At 46.4% G+C, this 15938-nt stretch carries 14 protein-coding genes; 6 read left to right on the top strand and 8 right to left on the bottom strand.

The features are described 5' to 3' along the window. Window positions 1-11: 11 nt before the first annotated feature. Genes ACFQZX_RS12975 through ACFQZX_RS12965 form a run of 3 tightly spaced genes read right to left on the bottom strand, consistent with a single transcriptional unit; the run spans window position 12 to window position 2820 of the window. Window positions 12-932: a helix-turn-helix domain-containing protein gene (locus ACFQZX_RS12975; RefSeq protein WP_377115974.1), complete on the bottom strand. Its 921-nt coding sequence runs from the start codon at window positions 930-932 to the stop codon at window positions 12-14. A 12-nt stretch (window positions 933-944) separates the two neighbouring features. After that, window positions 945-1871: an NAD(P)H-binding protein gene (locus ACFQZX_RS12970; protein WP_377115972.1), complete on the bottom strand. Its 927-nt coding sequence runs from the start codon at window positions 1869-1871 to the stop codon at window positions 945-947. Between the two features lies 1 nt (window position 1872). Continuing rightward, a complete protein-coding gene (locus ACFQZX_RS12965; protein WP_377115970.1) occupies window positions 1873-2820 on the bottom strand; it encodes an SDR family oxidoreductase in 948 nt (315 codons plus the stop codon). A gap of 90 nt (window positions 2821-2910) precedes the next feature. On the opposite strand from ACFQZX_RS12965, the gene ACFQZX_RS12960 reads away from it, so the two are divergent. Both ACFQZX_RS12960 and ACFQZX_RS12955 read left to right on the top strand, forming a co-directional pair. Continuing rightward, a complete protein-coding gene (locus tag ACFQZX_RS12960) occupies window positions 2911-3762 on the top strand; it encodes a helix-turn-helix domain-containing protein (RefSeq protein ID WP_377115968.1) in 852 nt (283 codons plus the stop codon). A gap of 63 nt (window positions 3763-3825) precedes the next feature. Then, the gene (locus tag ACFQZX_RS12955) at window positions 3826-4665 is read left to right on the top strand and encodes an NAD-dependent epimerase/dehydratase family protein (RefSeq protein ID WP_377115966.1); all 840 of its coding nucleotides are present in this window, start codon (window positions 3826-3828) and stop codon (window positions 4663-4665) included. 193 nt (window positions 4666-4858) lie between these two features. Here the strand turns inward: ACFQZX_RS12955 and ACFQZX_RS12950 are convergent, their stop codons facing one another. The 3 genes from ACFQZX_RS12950 to ACFQZX_RS12940 form a co-directional block, all read right to left on the bottom strand. Further along, window positions 4859-5764 carry a helix-turn-helix domain-containing protein gene (locus ACFQZX_RS12950; RefSeq protein WP_377115964.1) on the bottom strand — a complete coding sequence of 302 codons (906 nt, stop codon included), beginning with the start codon at window positions 5762-5764 and terminating at the stop codon, window positions 4859-4861. A 28-nt stretch (window positions 5765-5792) separates the two neighbouring features. Then, entirely contained in the window at window positions 5793-6629 is an 837-nt protein-coding gene (locus ACFQZX_RS12945; RefSeq protein ID WP_377115962.1) for an SDR family NAD(P)-dependent oxidoreductase, read from the bottom strand. Between the two features lie 80 nt (window positions 6630-6709). Then, entirely contained in the window at window positions 6710-7669 is a 960-nt protein-coding gene (locus ACFQZX_RS12940) for an alpha/beta hydrolase family esterase (protein WP_377115960.1), read from the bottom strand. On the opposite strand from ACFQZX_RS12940, the gene ACFQZX_RS12935 reads away from it, so the two are divergent. Then, entirely contained in the window at window positions 7662-8117 is a 456-nt protein-coding gene (locus ACFQZX_RS12935; protein WP_377115958.1) for a winged helix-turn-helix transcriptional regulator, read from the top strand. The two genes, ACFQZX_RS12940 and ACFQZX_RS12935, sit on opposite strands and share 8 nt — an antisense overlap. 147 nt (window positions 8118-8264) lie before the next feature. Here ACFQZX_RS12935 and ACFQZX_RS12930 read toward each other — a convergent pair whose 3' ends face one another. Then, the gene (locus tag ACFQZX_RS12930) at window positions 8265-9725 is read right to left on the bottom strand and encodes an alpha/beta fold hydrolase (protein WP_377115956.1); all 1461 of its coding nucleotides are present in this window, start codon (window positions 9723-9725) and stop codon (window positions 8265-8267) included. Window positions 9726-9787: 62 nt separating this feature from the next. Next, window positions 9788-10591 carry a helix-turn-helix domain-containing protein gene (locus ACFQZX_RS12925; protein WP_377115954.1) on the bottom strand — a complete coding sequence of 268 codons (804 nt, stop codon included), beginning with the start codon at window positions 10589-10591 and terminating at the stop codon, window positions 9788-9790. 321 nt (window positions 10592-10912) lie between these two features. Here ACFQZX_RS12925 and ACFQZX_RS12920 point away from each other — a divergent pair, with 321 nt between their 5' ends. From ACFQZX_RS12920 to ACFQZX_RS12910, 3 genes are all read left to right on the top strand, one after another. After that, window positions 10913-12220 (top strand): spondin domain-containing protein, encoded by a 1308-nt coding sequence (locus ACFQZX_RS12920; RefSeq protein WP_377115952.1) that lies wholly within the window; start codon window positions 10913-10915, stop codon window positions 12218-12220. A 462-nt stretch (window positions 12221-12682) separates the two neighbouring features. After that, a complete protein-coding gene (locus ACFQZX_RS12915) occupies window positions 12683-14488 on the top strand; it encodes a class I mannose-6-phosphate isomerase (RefSeq protein ID WP_377115950.1) in 1806 nt (601 codons plus the stop codon). Between the two features lie 5 nt (window positions 14489-14493). Beyond that, complete coding sequence (locus tag ACFQZX_RS12910; protein ID WP_377115948.1) at window positions 14494-15933, top strand: sugar porter family MFS transporter; 1440 nt, start codon at window positions 14494-14496, stop codon at window positions 15931-15933. The last annotated feature ends 5 nt before the right edge of the window (window positions 15934-15938 follow it).

The following is a 15938-nucleotide window of genomic DNA, read 5'->3' as shown; positions in this document are numbered from 1 at the left end:
CGACAGAACGATCAGTTAAAAGATTGCCGGAATTCCAGCGGCGACAGGTTAGTTTTCGTCTTAAATAGTTTGCTGAAGGATTGCAAATGTTCGAACCCGAGCTCATAAGCGATCTCGCTGACCGACAGGTTCGTCGTGGATAGTTTTTCCTTAGCCAGTTCGATGAGCTTATGATGCAGGTGTTGCTGCATGTTTTGCCCGGTTAGCGTTTTAAGCAGACTGCTGAGGTAACCCGGAGAAATATTCAGTATTTCGGCGATGTGGGTTACGCTCGGCAAACCTTGTTTGGCTAAGGCGCCGCTGTTAAAATAACTATCCAGGTAATCTTCCAGCCTTGTCAGTAGTTCATGACTGGATTTTTTACGGGTAATAAATTGCCGCTGATAAAAACGTTCAGAATAGGTAAGCAATAACTCCAGTTGCGCAATGATCACATTTTGACTGAAGCGGTCAATAGCGGTGTTATATTCCTGTTCGATCTGGTTAACGATCGAGGTGAGCATTGCCTCTTCCTTTTCAGACAGGTACAGCGCCTCGTTCACCGAATAGCCAAAAAACTCGTACTGTTTGATGTTTTTTGCGAGCAGTGTGTTCCACAGAAAGTCGGGGTGGATGAGGATCATCCAGCCTTCTGGCTTTTTAGCTGCATGCTCCACACTTTCCACGCCAAACAACTGGCCGGGCGACATAAAAAAGAGCACACCCTCGTCAAAGTCACTGCTTTGCTGGCCGTAGCGGAATTTCACATGCTGCATTTTTTTCATCGAGATCCAGTAAAAGTCACCCACCAGGCTAAAGGGTACCTCGGCGATCGGCAGATTAATATCTTCCATGCGGACCACACTGATCAGCGGATGCGCCGGTTTAGGCAAACCGGCGGCACGATGATAGTCGCTAACAGTGCTGAAACGGAAAGGCGTCGAATTGCTCATGCTACAAAATACTTATTTTTGATGGTATACATTGGCAAATTCCCTGGCAAAATCTGCGAGCTTGATATTTCCCATTTTCGGGTTGTTGCGATGAAAGTTTTTCAAGGGTTTGCCGCTGTGCATGGCCGCCTGCATTTCCACAATAGTTTTTGCGAATCCTTGCGGCACATTGGCTATTTTCATTCCCTGCATCATGGCCTTATCGCTGATCAACACCCATTTCAGCCAGGGCTTTCCAATTGCTGTGCCAATAATCCGGGCCGCCTCGTTACAGGTCAGTTCTTCGCTGCCAACGTACCTGATGCTGTTTTGTTCGGGCATTAACACAAGTTCTTCGGCAACTGCATCGGCTATATCTTTTGGCGAGACAAAAACAATCCGGTCGTCGCCTCCGTAATTACCCATTAGCAAGCCGGTTTTCCCTGTCAGCAACGCCCACAGGCCAGAATAACGTAAAGTGAGCAGTTTACCCATCAGTCCTTTACCTTTGATCAGGTCCATGCTCTGATAAAAGTTCGTGTAAAATGCCCCCGGGCGCATAAAAGTAACGGATGCCTCCAGGCCGTCAAACTCGTTCTCCAGGTTTTCGCTTTTGATCAGATCGGCGACCCAGCCGCTCATCACAACTACGCGCCTGACCTGCGTAGCTTTTAAGGCTTGCAAATAGTTCTTGGCCATCCGGCGCAGGTAACCGCCCAGGTCCGGCTCCGTAAAGCTCAGCGGAATCATGGCGTACACTGCATCCGCTCCCTGGAATACCGAGGTAAGAAAATCAACATCGCCAATAGAGCCAATAGCTGCCGAAGCACCCATAGCTTTGATGGCAGCCTCCTTATTTAAATCGCTGCTTACTACAGTTACATCATGTCCCTGTGCCACTAAAACTTCCGTCAACGGTTGGCTGATGTTCCCTAAAGAACCGGTTACTACCAACTTCATCTTATTGCGTGTAAATGCCGTTTTCGATGTCTGTTAACAACAAAGAATGGGTTGGCTGCCAGTTTAGGTGTTCCTGCGTCCACTTACTGGAAGCCGGACAGTCGGTTCCCGCCATTTGAGAAAACCAGCCGAAATGCCCGGTTGCTTCTTCAGGGGTTATAGATTTGACCGGCAGGTTCAACTGGGCACCAATAGCTTCAGCGATGCTTTTAACCGTAATGCCTTCCTCTGTATTGGTATGGAAACGCGCTCCGGGTGTAGCTTGTTCTAAAGCTAAACGGTACAATAAGGCGGCATCCAAGCGGTGACCGGCGTTCCAGCGGTTCTGCCCTTCTCCAATATAGGCAGAAAAGCCTTTTTCTCTTGCCATATTTACCAAAATAGGAATAAAACCGTGTTTATCCCCATCTCCGTGTACTGAAGGCGGCAAGCGCAAAACAACCGCACGAACGCCTTTAGCCGCGGCAGCTTCTGCCGCACGTTCCGAGGCTCGTGGCCATGCAGGATTAAATGGTGAGGGCATTGCTTCTGTAGCCAGGCTACCTGGATTAACCAGCGCCGTGCCTGAAGTAACGATCAACGGACGATCAGAACCGGCCAATATCTCTGCCATTGTATTAATAGCCCGCTCGTCGACCGCGCACACTTCCGCAAAGCGGGTAAAGTCATGAATAAAACCACAATGGATCACCCCGTCGCTTTCGGCGGTGCCTTTACGCAGGCTATCCAAATCTTCCAAATCTCCGTAATGAACTTCTGCGCCGGCGACTTTTAACTGTTCTGCTGAAGCTTCCGAGCGTGCCAGTCCTAATACCTGGTGACCGGCCTTTAATAAATCCTGCACAACGGCAGTACCTACGAAGCCAGAGGCTCCGGTAACGAATACTTTCATATTGTTTTTTTTTGATGATACAAAGAACCGTTGTAAGAAGCAGAAAGATTTAGCCAAATCCATGTTTAGTTTAGCCGAAACCACGACGCTGTACCAATTCCAATTGTTAGGTTACTTTCTAAGGTTTGATTTTGTTAGTTTTGCGGAATGATAAATGAAATTCCGGGTGTGAATATGGCAGATCTGCGGCTCAAAGGTTTCCGGGTGCATGCCCTCCAAGCATCTCAGGAACTTCCGCTACGCCGTGGCCGCAGGGATTTTTATAAAATGGGCCTGGTCAACGGCGATATGACCGTTCAATACGGCGGGGAATTGTTGGAACTCAAGGGTACGGTTCTCTTTTTCGTCAATCCCAAAGTTCCGCATTCGGTGGTGAGCCGTGTCAACCGCACAAGCGGATACGCCTGCCTATTCACCGAAGCCTTTATGAATAGCCGCGAACTGCATGATTCGCCCCTGTTTCGCGCGGGCGACAACCCGGTGATCCCACTCGACAGCGCGCAATCGGTTTTTATGGACAGTATCTTCCGTAAAATGCTGAAGGTATACCAGGAAGATTATCCTTATAAAAGCGACCTGATCCGGAACTGCATTTCTGTGGTCCTGCATGAAGCCTTGCAGATCCAGCCGCCAAGACAATCTGCGGCTTTCCAAAGCGGTGCCGGCCGTGTTGCGCACATGTTCCTGGACCTGTTGGAAAGGCAGTTTCCGATCGAACGGCCGAATGATCCCTTGCGGATGCGGAACCCGCAGCAATTTGCCGAAAGGCTGTCATTGCACGTCAATTACCTTAACCGCGCGGTTAAATCCGTCACCGGCCAGCCAACCTCGGTTCATATCGCCGCACGCATCGCCGCCGAAGCGAAAGCGTTGCTGCATCATACCGATTGGAGTGTGGCAGACATCGCTTATGCGCTGGGTTTTGAGTACCCAGCCTATTTCAATAATTTTTTCAAGCGGCTGACCGGCACCACGCCAAATGCCTTCCGAAAGGTTTGATTTTCATAATTTTTAGTTTGATTATTGATTGTGTGCACGTGCCTTTCGGTACAACTTTGCATTATGAAAAAAATATTAGTTACCGGCGCAACCGGAAAAGTCGGCAGCCGTTTAGTGCCGCGCCTTTTAGCCAAAGGCTATGAGGTCACTATTTTAGTACGCGATGCGGCCAAAGCGCTGCCAGGCACCAGGGTAGTGGTTGGCGATCTTTATGAACCGGAAACGCTGCCTGCGGCTGTAGCGGGTATGGATGCGATTATCCATCTGGCGGCCCTGTTTCGTACCTTTACCGATAATCAAGGTATCATCAAAACAAATCATTCGGGTACCGTAGAACTGGCAAAAGCCGCGCTGGCCGCCGGCGTAAAACGCTTTGTTTTTACCAGCACCAGCAATGTTTATCATACCGGCTACGGCCATCCGTCCAAAGAGACAGACCCTGTGGACATTAACGATCCGAGGCCCTATGCGGCCAGTAAGATAGCTGCCGAACAGGAATTGCTGCAGCTCCACCCGGATGTGCGCGTGCTACGCCTGGGTTTTGTATATGGCGACCGAGACCCGCATATTGAAGAGATTATGCCCATCCTGAAACAATGGAAACGCCATCCCGGTTACCGCATGCACATGGTGCACCACCTGGATGTTGCTCAGGCACTGCTGATGCTGCTACAGCACGACGGGCTGAACGGCGAGATATTCAATGTTGCGGATGATGCGCCAATCAGCCTGTACGAGCTGGCTGATTCGGTTGGAAAAGCAGCGGAAACTTTCGACACTGAATCGGGCCCGCTGAGCGATCCGTTTGAAGGTGTGCTGGATAGTTCCAAACTGCGCGGCTGGACCGGCTTTCGTCCGCTGGTGCCCAGCTATTACGTGGCCCGGGATATGGACCTGTTATAAGGAATAGTCTTTACCGGTTTCTCGTCGGTCAGGCATAAGTGTCAAAGCCGTTGCGCTAAGCCTGGATTTTGAATGATAAAGCTTTCGCCTGATAGATAATTAAATGCTTCATATGCTATTCTTTAACTGTAAACGCATAGTGCTATAACGGTAACAATAACCGTTTAAAAAGATCACACCCCATTTAAGCGGGTCAGTTATACAAGGTCCGAAAAGCTTTGGGCGTCTGGCCCGTTTTATTTTTAAACAACTTGCTAAAGGACTGCGGGTATTCAAAACCTAAACGATAGGCGATCTCGCTGACAGAGAGTTCCGTTGAAGTTAATAATGCCTTTGCCTTATCGATCAGCTTCTGCTGAATATGTTGTTGCGCGCTAAGACCGGTGTTGCTGCGCAGCATATCGCTTAGATAGTTGGGCGATAGGTTAAGTTTATCGGCGAAGTAGGCAACGCCGGGAAGTTGGTTGCCTTCGCTCTCCTGGCTGTTAAAATACTCGTCCAATAAATGCTCAAAGGCCAACAGGTGATCATTGCCGGCTTGTTTTCGGGTCAGGAACTGCCGTTGGTAATACCTGTCGCAGTAACTCAAGAGCAGTTCGATCTGCTTGATAATGATCGTCTGCGAAAATTTGTCCGGCGTTTGCCTGCTTTCCCGGGCAATATCGGCCATCAGTGAACGGATCATCCGTTCCTCATCTTCAGAAAGATGCAGCGCTTCATTTACGGCATAAGAGAAAAAGCCAAACTGGCGAATATTCCTGGCCAGGGAAAAGCCCTGCAAAAAGCCGGCGTGCACCACCAGCCAATCACCTTCGAGCGAACAGGTATCCTGAACCTGAGTAGTAACTACCTGGTTGGGTGCAAAGAAGGTCATCGTGCCATCGTCAAAATCATGCGGCTGCTGGCCATATCGCATTACGCCACTGAAGTTTTTCTTTAACGCTATACAATAAAAACCATAGGTAACTGATTCGAGGGCTTGATCGGTAAAACAGGTAATCTTTGCAAAGTCGATCACACTGATCAAAGGGTGCTTGGGTTTTGGCAGGGCCAGCAACTCATGCAAGTGACGTATAGAATTTATTGGATATACCTTCATTTGCCGGTGTGTTTAACTAATTGACTATTTAGTCAAAATTAGTAGATAAAGTGATATCACGCCATTTTTCAAACTCAGCATCCTCAGCTTTCCTTTTATTGGTGACCAGTTCGTAGGTGTCCGGGCCGAGTAAAAGGTGTAGCGGCGGCTTATCCATTGCTGCTATATCTACCAACACCTGCGCCAATTTAGCCGGGTCGCCAGGCTGGGTGCCGCTAAATTCAGACCACATCTTTTCTGCTTCATTCACTCCATAAACATCGATCCGGTTCTTTACATATTGAATCGAATTCATAAACTCGGTACGGAACTGGCCCGGGGCAACAACGGTTACCTTTATCCCGAAACGTTCAACTTCCTGTGCCAGGGCTTCCGTGATACCGATCATGCCAAATTTTGCCGCATTATAACTGGCCGCATTGGCAAATCCAATATAACCCGCGTTGGAAGAGATGTTGATTATATGACCGGATCCCTGTTTACGAAAGTAAGGCATGATGTTACGAATAACGTTTACCGTACCGAACAGGTTGACATCCATAGTGCTGCGAAACTCTTCGTCCGTCATTTCCTCCATACTACCAACTAGGGAATACCCCGCATTATTTACTACAACATCTATGCGGCCAAAGTGCGCAACTGCACTTGCTATGGCTTCTTTTACCACCTTGTCAGAAGTTACATCCACTTGTAGGGGATACAAATTTTCCTTGTTAACAGTAACACTGCTTTGTAAGCTGGCAGTGTCACGGCTCGTAGCAACTACCTTATGTCCCAGTGAAAGCAGTAGGTTGGTCAGTGTCAACCCCATGCCTTTAGAGGCTCCGGTGATCAACCATACTTTAGGTCCTTTTATCTCATTCATAAGTTTAATGATTTGTTTATGCAAAACTCTTAAACCCTCAGCAGGCAAAAGTATCCCGATCAAGGTTGTTTGTGTTCATTTTACTTATTGAGGCCGAAAAAGGCGACCGCTTCCCCCGGAGCATCCAGTTCGCCGGCAACTTTGCCCATTAGCCGCGGAAACCTCGCGACAGGTTGCGGTATTACATGCCCTCCGCCGTGCACGGTATAAAGTACCGCTAATACCCGCCCTCCTTCATGCCATACAAGTCTTTCTACAGATGTGCCTCCACCCGTGTTTAAATGTGGCAACGGTTCCGTTTCCTCGCTAACATTTGGCCTGGCGCGGATAAATGTTTTTATTGTAGACAAAGCACTCACTACATTCCCCATTTTTTTGCCAAAGAAGTTTACTTTGCCGCCATCATAGGGAATGATCGGATCTTTAGTGCCGTTTACCATCATGATCGGCAGCGGAAAGCCATTTGGCTCTGCCAGTCGGTTATCCTGAGTAGGCAGGCTGGCGGCAACAGTAGCTATTGCCGCCAGCAGACCTGGTTCCTGTAAGGCGAGCCGGAAAGCCATGTTGCCACCGTTTGAATAACCGAAAACATGCACCCGCTTAATATTTATGTTATCAACCGATTGATACCGTTCAATGAGTGCTTTGATAAACCCTATATCATCTATATTTTTTTCCTTTGCTTTAAAGGGAGCGCTTTTCCGGATGTCGTTCCAGTTTTTTTCGTAACCATCCGGGTAGGCCACCGCAAAGCCATAGCGGTCGGCCAGTATATCAAATTCAAATCCGGTCCATGCCCGCATCCGGGCGCCGTCAATACCTGAGCCGTGTAACACAATCAGCAGCGGCATTTTGTCCTCATGGCTTGACCGCGGTGGAACATATCGCCAGTAAGTACGTTCATGACCACCAACCGTTATCCGCTCCCTGGAGATCTTGGAAGCTAAGGCAGGTTCCGGAGGTATGGGCGCATAAAGCCAATAAAAGTATAATGCTATCCCAGTGAATAGCACACCAGCGGCCACAGATAATATGATCATTTCGCCTGAATTTTTAAGCAAAGATATCTACCTTTGGTTACCTTGGGCTACCAGTTTACCAAAGGTAACTGGTTACTTTGAGGTTATTTATATGGAACAAAGTGAGTTAAGCAAATTAAGCTGCGCAGAAAAATTACAGGCCGTAGGCGATTCATTATATGCCATTGGCGGTAAATGGAAACTGAGCGTGATCATTGCCCTTTCTCAAGGGCATAAGCGCTTCAATGATCTTAGGCGAACCATACCCGGCTTATCAGGAAAGGTATTGGCTAAAGAATTAAAGGAATTGGAATTAAATGGTTTCGTTAAACGCAAGGTACATAGCGAGCAAATGCCGGTATTGGTAGAGTATGAACTTACGGCCTATAGTCAAACTTTAAAGGAGGTTGTCTATGCCCTGATAGGCTGGGGTGTAAATCACCGTGAAAAAATCAGGCAAGAGCGCTAATGGCAGGCGTTAAACGATATAGCGACAACTTTAAGCTTTAAAAGTTAAAGTACAAAGCACGATAATTTAAGGATGAACGCGACATGCTGATTGTGACGATGTTGCTGATGATCAAGTTCCTTAAACGACGCGGTGTTATCATCAACATCATTCAACAACTGCGCCAGTATGAGTTACCTTCAAAGGTTTTAATGGAGCTTTCATGAATTCATCCGAATAATTTACGCCAGCCGCTGAATACCCAGCACCATGTCCTTTATCGTGAAGGATCAGTAGTTGCGCATGGGGCAGGCCGCGCTTAATCAGCCGGTTAAAGGACGGACGGCACCAGGGGTCAGCGTCACCTGCCGATATAAGTGCAGGAATTAATGAATGTACTGGTGTCCTTATTGATTTGGCTACAGGCTTTACCTTCCAGCAGTCACAAATAGGTTGATCTACGTTGTTGAATCGATAGCCCGCTAACCAGGGGAAACGTTTTTCTTGACGTATCTCAATCGATTTACTCGCAAAAGCGATCTGCCCGCTGCAATAGACGGAAAAGCGCATTGCCAGGCTAACTGATGGGTTACCTGCAAAATAGCCGTCCAGAATCTCGCGAACGAAAGGCGCTGCACGCCCGTTAATAATCTCTGAGATAACATATGGTACCGATTTTACCTGCGCGGTATTCAGGCGGTTAATGATGGCATCAAGTAATTCCTGCTTGCCGTAACGGACGGTTATGCTATCAATGCCCTTTTTCTCCAGATAACGGATTGCAAATCTTTTATTGTCCAGTTCCTGAAAATACCGGCGAAACCGAAATTTCAGGCCCTTATAGGCTGCTGATGAGTCTGCATCGCAATTGGCAAAGACCTGGTCCAGCGCCTCGTTGATGTTGTTAAGTGCACTTTCCTCATAGGTAACAAACGCAGGCAGCGGGGAGTTGAGCAGGAGCAGGCGTACTGCTTCCGGATGTACCTGCGCTACCGACAACATCAAGCCGCCGCTGTATGAGATGCCCACTAAATTCAACGAATCGAGACCAAGCGTCAGCCGTAGATCGTTGATATCCTCAACGGTTTCTGCCGTGTTATAGGCGGACAGATCAACACCCTGCATAACGAGCCGTTCACGCGACCGCTTTACGGCCATCATCACCAGGCTATCTTTGTTCCGGCCTTCACGGTAACTCTGTTTAATGGCATCATACACTGCATCCGCTTCCAGATTTGGTATGGCCCGCTTTGTTCCCCGCTGGTCAAAAGCAATAAAGCCACCGTACCGCAAAAAACCAGAATTATAACTAATACTGTCAATCCCTGCAGTGGTACTATAACCCGGCCCGCCGGTCATGTAAAGTGATACATTTTTGTGTGTATCCTGATCGGGACGCCGCACAAAGAAAAAAGGCAGCTTCACTGTACGTCCATTAGGCTTCTTCCGGTTTTCGGGCACTACCAGGTAACCTGTTTTAAGGATCAACCTTGGATCGGCCTTAACCAATTTGGGATAGGGCTCGATGCTGACCGGATATTTCTGGGCAAATGACGGTTTTGCTGCCAGACTTAGCAATGTAGCTATAAAAGGATATAAGTATAGATTAAAAAAAGTGATGCGTTTCATGGCTGCAAAATAATCCGGACAGCACGATAGCCTAAAGTAAAAATCGGACAATTGATAATTAATTAGTAAACCTGGCTAATCTTGCGACCGGTAAACCTAAATACGTCCTTATAAAAATGGGCCGGGTCATAGTAGCCATAGGTCCAGGGCTTAAAGTTATCCCTATCGGCAACCATGGCGGTAAGTGCGGTTCTTGCCCGCAGTGTGGAAAAGTAGCTTTTGGGTGCAACACCTACCACGCGGTTGAAATAACGGCTTATACTTTTAGATGTAATAAATAGACGTTCTGCGATCTCAGAGGTGTTCAGTTGCATACCTGAAGCTGTGTACTCACCAATTGCCTTATTGACAATGCTTGAATAATGGTCAGTTTTAGTTTGCTTCATCGAGCGCAGCAGAAAAACTTCAATCGCGGTAACACGTTCGTCAAATGAAGCTGCCCGTTTGATTTGCCTGAGCAAATCCTGGGGTAAAATTTGATTAAGGCTAATTACCCGGTCTGTCATCGATACTTGATTGAGGCCCAGCACCCTTTCCAGTCCTCCGGGATAGAACTTTACGGTAAATATCTGGTCGCCCGGTTGGTTATGCCGGGTCACTGTACCGTTCCGCAGAATCAGGATGTCCTGTTCGTTGTCAACCACAAACCGCTTATTACCTACATCGATCATATAGCCGCCAGTCAGGTTGATATAAAAAGTAGGTGTCCAGCTTTCAAACATCGTTACACTTTCATGCCCCCGGCTAAAATACCGTCCACATTTTTCTGCCGAAGATTCCGAAAAAAATTCCACGAATGGCAGCAACTCACCGCATGGGGCGGTAAAGTCATAAATCTCCCGGATGTTCTGAAATATTTCGATCATAATAAGTTTGCTGCTTACTAAGACGGTTTTTCAAGCCAAAGGTTACAATGGTTCTGAACACAAAGCTTTTAGGAAATAGTCATATTATTTGCTAACTGTAATCATCAATCGGTTGGCAGATTCACAATAGCCCTGTAAGTATCTGTATGGGAAGTGCAATAATAAGCAGCAAGCTTAATTTGATCTTTGCTACCTTGCAAATGACCATATCAACCTGATTTCATTTTTTAGCAGATCCGCCCCAAGCGTTTATGACATTGATATTACAAGGCGGTTGTAAGAAAGGCTGAACAACCTCGACAAAGCGCTTAAAAAAGTAATATGAACTTTATTCAGAAAATCAATACAAGGTTATTAGTGGCAATATTACCTCTAATTATTACTGCTTGTAAAAAAGACAACCAGGGTCAATCCGGCGTACTTACCCAGCAATCTACAATTACCGTCGAAAACGTGCTCAAATCTCAACCCTTAGTAGAATCGGGCACTTTTCAGGGCTCGGGTTCACCAGCCCTTATTCTGCCGGGGCAGTCAACCTCTATTCAGTTTTCGGCTGCTAAAGGTGAGGCTATCAGCTTTGCAACCATGTACGGCTGGTCTAACGATCTGTTTTTCGCCCCTGCAAATCCAGGTATACAGGTTTATGACAGTAGCGGAAACCCCATAGAAGGCGATGTTTCATCACAGATCAAACTTTGGGATAACGGTACACGCATTAATCAAAAGCCAGGTGCTAATGTCACTCATCCGGGTGCTGTGGATGTTAAAAATATCACTGAGGTAAACGGTACTGATGCACAAGGCAACAGCTATTTGGCAGCCTCCAAACTTGTCAAGGCAACATTGAAATACAACGGAAATTCCGTGTTTACTCTTACCCTGCAAAATACTTCCGGCGGAACCGCGAATGAAACGCCGCTTAGCCCGGGTGTATGGGCAGTGTCCTACATCGTAGGGGGCAACTTACAAAGCCCCAATCCGCTATACACGGCCGGCCAGCCTACTGCAAACGGGTTAACCAATATTGCAGAAGCGGGAGACAACGCACCTTTGTCAGGTTACATTAAAGGCATAACCGGTATTTTTACACCTTTATCGCCGGTACTGGTTGTTATTTATAATGGTATAGAAAATCCCATTTATAAAACAAGTGAGGCAGACCGCGGACAGGGACTTACACCACTGGCTCAAAAAGGCAATGCCGATACACTGGCTGCCTACCTTAAAGGTAAGCCTGGTATTAAAGCAGTTTATGTGCTACCTGCACCCAATACAAAAATACTGTTACCGGTAATTGGCAACCAGCCTGGTGGCGTTGTTTCGCAGCAACTTTCCATTAGCCAGGGCGACCGTATTGCCATAGCAACGATGTATGGCTTTTCAAACGATTGGTTCTTTGCAACTACAGGAGATGGTGTTGATGCCACGCAAAAAGGAGACATTTCAGGCAGTATACAGTTGTATGACGACGGCAGTGCTATCAACCAGTTCCCTGGCGCCGGCATTACCCAGTTCAATCTTGCCGGAACACCCCTTAAAGAGAGCCAGCCAATAACTGCGGTCCCTAATCCAAATGCATTTACCACATTGCCCAGCGTACCAAATATTATTAAGGTGACGCTTAAATAACAGCAATAATTAGTCGTTGTCAGAAAGCACGGGGTAGTCAATAGGGGCTTCCTGTGCTTTGCTGTTATATATAATAAGATATTCAAGTACTCCAATTAGGTAAAGCTTTGTCATTTTAAAACTTTTTCCGATTTAATAAGCCTTCGCAATAGATCTTTAGCCTGTATGTTCGAAGTAAATAGGGCTTGTATGGTCAATGAAGCAGTTCATATCATGTAAGGCCAGTCATAAGAGCATAAATAAGGCTATGTGAATGTATGTACATATTGTATTAAGTACACACATCAGCTACTATAAATAACTGAGGTGCAACTTAATTTTTTTCCTGAAAAAATTTGCAAGCATTAATTTTGTTTATATGTTTGTACATTATAAACCATAAAAAATTTCAGATTTTACATACATATTCAAGTGGCAAGCTTTGTCTTTGTTTAATTATGTATATACATTACAACAAAATTTATGATTACTGCTCCCATTGAAGCCGAAAAGAAAGCATTTACATATCCTGAACTAAGGAAGACACAGCAATATTTGATGCCAGCGCACCTGAGCGTTTCTGAAAATAAGAGTGGATATGATATTTATCCGGTTAAGCACTTAGGCAGCGGCAAGATTTTCAATGGTTTCGACACATTGGCGGCTTACATCATTAACAACAAAAATGTTTTGATAGACGGTTTTGGCGGTGTGTTTTGGGATAAGTTGCAACAGGCGCTTCAAAACTGTTTTGACGAAAAAGGTTTAAGCGTTAACTGGATATATGCAGCCGACTATTTAAAGCCCTCGCACATTATCGATGCCATGGTCAACCCGTTCCTTGGCTCGGAAGAAGCGGTTTGGGGTACAAAAGCTAAACTTGATTTAGTTGATTTATATGAGCCTGCAATCAGTTTGCAAGCGCCGGATGCCGCATATGATATCAATATCGTATTGGGTACCGGCGCTGCCCTGGCAGGTTGGAAAGCGCCCATTATTTATGTTGATGTGCCTAAGAACGAAATCCAATTCAGGATGCGTGCCGGAAGCATTACTAATTTAGGTGCAAACGAGCCGGAAGAGCCTTTCCGTATTTACAAGCGCTTTTACTTTGTGGATTGGGTTCTACTCAATCAGCATAAAACTAACATCCTTGACCGTATAGCGGTGATAGCCGATGGACAATGGCCTGAAACTATTAATTGGATGTACGGGCAGGACCTTAAAGCAGCGCTTAAACAACTCAGTCATTCAGTGATAAGGGTTCGGCCCTGGTTTGAGCCCGGAGCGTGGGGCGGTCAATGGATGAAAAAGCATATTGGCGGCCTGAACAAAGATGTAGTGAACCTTGCGTGGTCTTTTGAGTTGATTGTGCCTGAGAACGGGCTGGTATTTGAAAGCGACAGCAACCTCCTTGAGGTGTCATTCGATATGCTGATGTTTAGCAACTACCAAAATGTTTTGGGTAAACATGCGGAGCGTTTTGGTGATGAGTTTCCTATCCGCTTTGATTTTTTGGATACTTATGAAGGCGGGAACCTATCTATACAGTGCCACCCCAAGTTAACGTATATACAAGAGAACTTTGGTGAAAACATAACGCAGGATGAAACCTACTACATACTTGATTGCGACCGGGATGCAAGTGTCTACCTTGGGTTTCAGGACGATATTGACCCCGCAGCTTTTAAAACTGCGCTTGAAGGGAGCCAGGAAACAGGGAGCCCGATAGAGATTGACCAATATGTGCAAGTACATAATGCTGAAAAGCACGATTTATTTCTTATCCCTAACGGCACCGTGCACAGTGCAGGTGCGGGTAATCTTGTTTTAGAGATCAGTGCTACGCCTTACATTTTTACCTTTAAAATGTACGATTGGGTTCGGCTTGATCTTGATGGCAAACCACGGCCAATTAATATTGACCATGCCTTTAATAACCTTGATTTTACACGAAAAGGGGAAAAGGTACAGCGTGAACTGATCTCAAAACCACAGGTGATAGAAGCAGCTTCAGATTATCAACTGATACACCTGCCAACCCACGCCGACCATTTTTATGATGTTCACCGCCTTGAGTTTGATGACGTGATTGAAATTGCTACCAATAATACCTGTCATGTATTAATGTTGGTTGAGGGGCAAAGTGTATTGCTGGAAACTGCAGACGGAACCAAAGCGCAATTTGCATATGCAGAAACATTTGTAATACCTGCAGCAGCCTCTGCATACAAATTGACCAACAACGGCACCGGACGTGCCAAAGTAATCAAAGCCTTTTTAAAATAACGTATATGGCAAGTACAATCAACAATACGGCCGCAAGAAAAGGCAGCACATATTTATACCTGATTTGTTTAGTAGCGGCACTTGGCGGTTTCCTTTTCGGCTTTGATACAGCGGTTATCTCAGGCACGGTAAGTTTGGTCAAAAGGGATTTTGCACTTGATGCGGTTAGCGAGGGCTGGTTTGTAAGCTGTGCTTTGCTGGGCTGCATTGTTGGGGTAGCTTTTTCGGGCAAAATGAGCGACAAATATGGGCGCAAGCTTGTACTGATCATCTCTGCTGTTATGTTTCTTGCTTCAGCATTAGGTTGTATGTGGTCTTCGTCTTTTACAACACTGATTATCTTCCGCCTTGTAGGTGGTTTGGGAATAGGTGTAGCCTCGATGGTGTCACCGCTGTATATTTCAGAATTTTCGCCGTCGCGTTACCGGGGGATGATGGTCTCCTTGTATCAGCTGGCTTTAACCATCGGGATTGTATTGGCCTACTTTTCTAACGCTTACCTCGCTGCGCATACTAACGATACATACGCAGGAAGCGAAATGAGAACTATTTTTTCTGCCGAGGTTTGGCGGGCCATGCTGGGCTTGGGCGCTTTACCGGCAGGGATATTTCTTTTGTCGCTGTTTGCAGTTCCGGAATCGCCGAGATGGCTACTGCTTAAAGGAGAGGAGCAGAGAGCAAAGCACATCCTCATCAAAATAGACGGCGAGGAGGCCGCTGAAGGCGAGATCACCGCATTTAAACAGCAAAACAAGAATGCGGATACTTCAGTAAAGGAGCTATTTAAGCCCATTTACCGCAAGGCGCTTTGGATAGGCTTATTGTTGCCATTCTTATCGCAGGTATGCGGTATCAATGCGGTAATATACTATGGCCCACGCATCTTAGAACAGGCTGGTTTTACACTTAATAACGCTTTGGGCGGCCAGGTGACCATTGGGCTGGTTAACGTGGTGTTTACGTTTGTAGCCATTTTTACCATTGATATCTGGGGCCGCCGCCCGCTGCTTTACGTAGGTGTTGGAGGTGCCGTAACCTCTCTGATTATTATAGGTATCCTGTTTGCATTAGATATCACTTCAGGTCCGTGGATACTCATCTTCATCCTTGCATTTATTGCCTGCTTCGCATTTTCATTTGGCCCGGTCTGCTGGGTTATTGTAAGTGAGATTTTTCCAAATTCGGTACGGGGTACGGCCATGTCCCTGGCAACATTGTCCTTGTGGATTGGAAACTTCCTGGTTGGGCAATTAACTCCTTTAATGCTTGAGGGCCTCGGCTCCTCATGGACATTCTGGCTGTTTGCCTTATGCTGCTCACCTGCTTTATGGCTCACATGGAAATTAATTCCTGAAACCAAAGGCCGCTCATTAGAAAATATTGAAAACTACTGGAAGGAAGATTTTAAACAGGCCGGCCAGGTAAATAAATCGTCACCTATATAAGTAAC

This window comes from Mucilaginibacter litoreus (genome assembly GCF_042676805.1).
GTDB lineage: Bacteria > Bacteroidota > Bacteroidia > Sphingobacteriales > Sphingobacteriaceae > Mucilaginibacter > Mucilaginibacter litoreus.
The sequence above is the reverse complement of the archived record's forward strand: the minus strand, read 5'-3'. Positions and strand labels throughout refer to the sequence as shown.

Excerpts from the sequence above, each read along its gene's own strand:
- ACFQZX_RS12915 (WP_377115950.1), top strand. The coding sequence starts at position 12,683 with ATGATTACTGCTCCCATTGAAGCCGAAAAGAAAGCATTTACATATCCT.
- ACFQZX_RS12920 (WP_377115952.1), top strand. The coding sequence starts at position 10,913 with ATGAACTTTATTCAGAAAATCAATACAAGGTTATTAGTGGCAATATTA.
- ACFQZX_RS12975 (WP_377115974.1), bottom strand. The coding sequence starts at position 932 with ATGAGCAATTCGACGCCTTTCCGTTTCAGCACTGTTAGCGACTATCAT.
- ACFQZX_RS12925 (WP_377115954.1), bottom strand. The coding sequence starts at position 10,591 with ATGATCGAAATATTTCAGAACATCCGGGAGATTTATGACTTTACCGCC.
- ACFQZX_RS12910 (WP_377115948.1), top strand. The coding sequence starts at position 14,494 with ATGGCAAGTACAATCAACAATACGGCCGCAAGAAAAGGCAGCACATAT.
- ACFQZX_RS12945 (WP_377115962.1), bottom strand. The coding sequence starts at position 6,629 with ATGAATGAGATAAAAGGACCTAAAGTATGGTTGATCACCGGAGCCTCT.
- ACFQZX_RS12930 (WP_377115956.1), bottom strand. The coding sequence starts at position 9,725 with ATGAAACGCATCACTTTTTTTAATCTATACTTATATCCTTTTATAGCT.
- ACFQZX_RS12940 (WP_377115960.1), bottom strand. The coding sequence starts at position 7,669 with ATGATCATATTATCTGTGGCCGCTGGTGTGCTATTCACTGGGATAGCA.
- ACFQZX_RS12960 (WP_377115968.1), top strand. The coding sequence starts at position 2,911 with ATGATAAATGAAATTCCGGGTGTGAATATGGCAGATCTGCGGCTCAAA.
- ACFQZX_RS12955 (WP_377115966.1), top strand. The coding sequence starts at position 3,826 with ATGAAAAAAATATTAGTTACCGGCGCAACCGGAAAAGTCGGCAGCCGT.
- ACFQZX_RS12935 (WP_377115958.1), top strand. The coding sequence starts at position 7,662 with ATGATCATTTCGCCTGAATTTTTAAGCAAAGATATCTACCTTTGGTTA.
- ACFQZX_RS12950 (WP_377115964.1), bottom strand. The coding sequence starts at position 5,764 with ATGAAGGTATATCCAATAAATTCTATACGTCACTTGCATGAGTTGCTG.
- ACFQZX_RS12970 (WP_377115972.1), bottom strand. The coding sequence starts at position 1,871 with ATGAAGTTGGTAGTAACCGGTTCTTTAGGGAACATCAGCCAACCGTTG.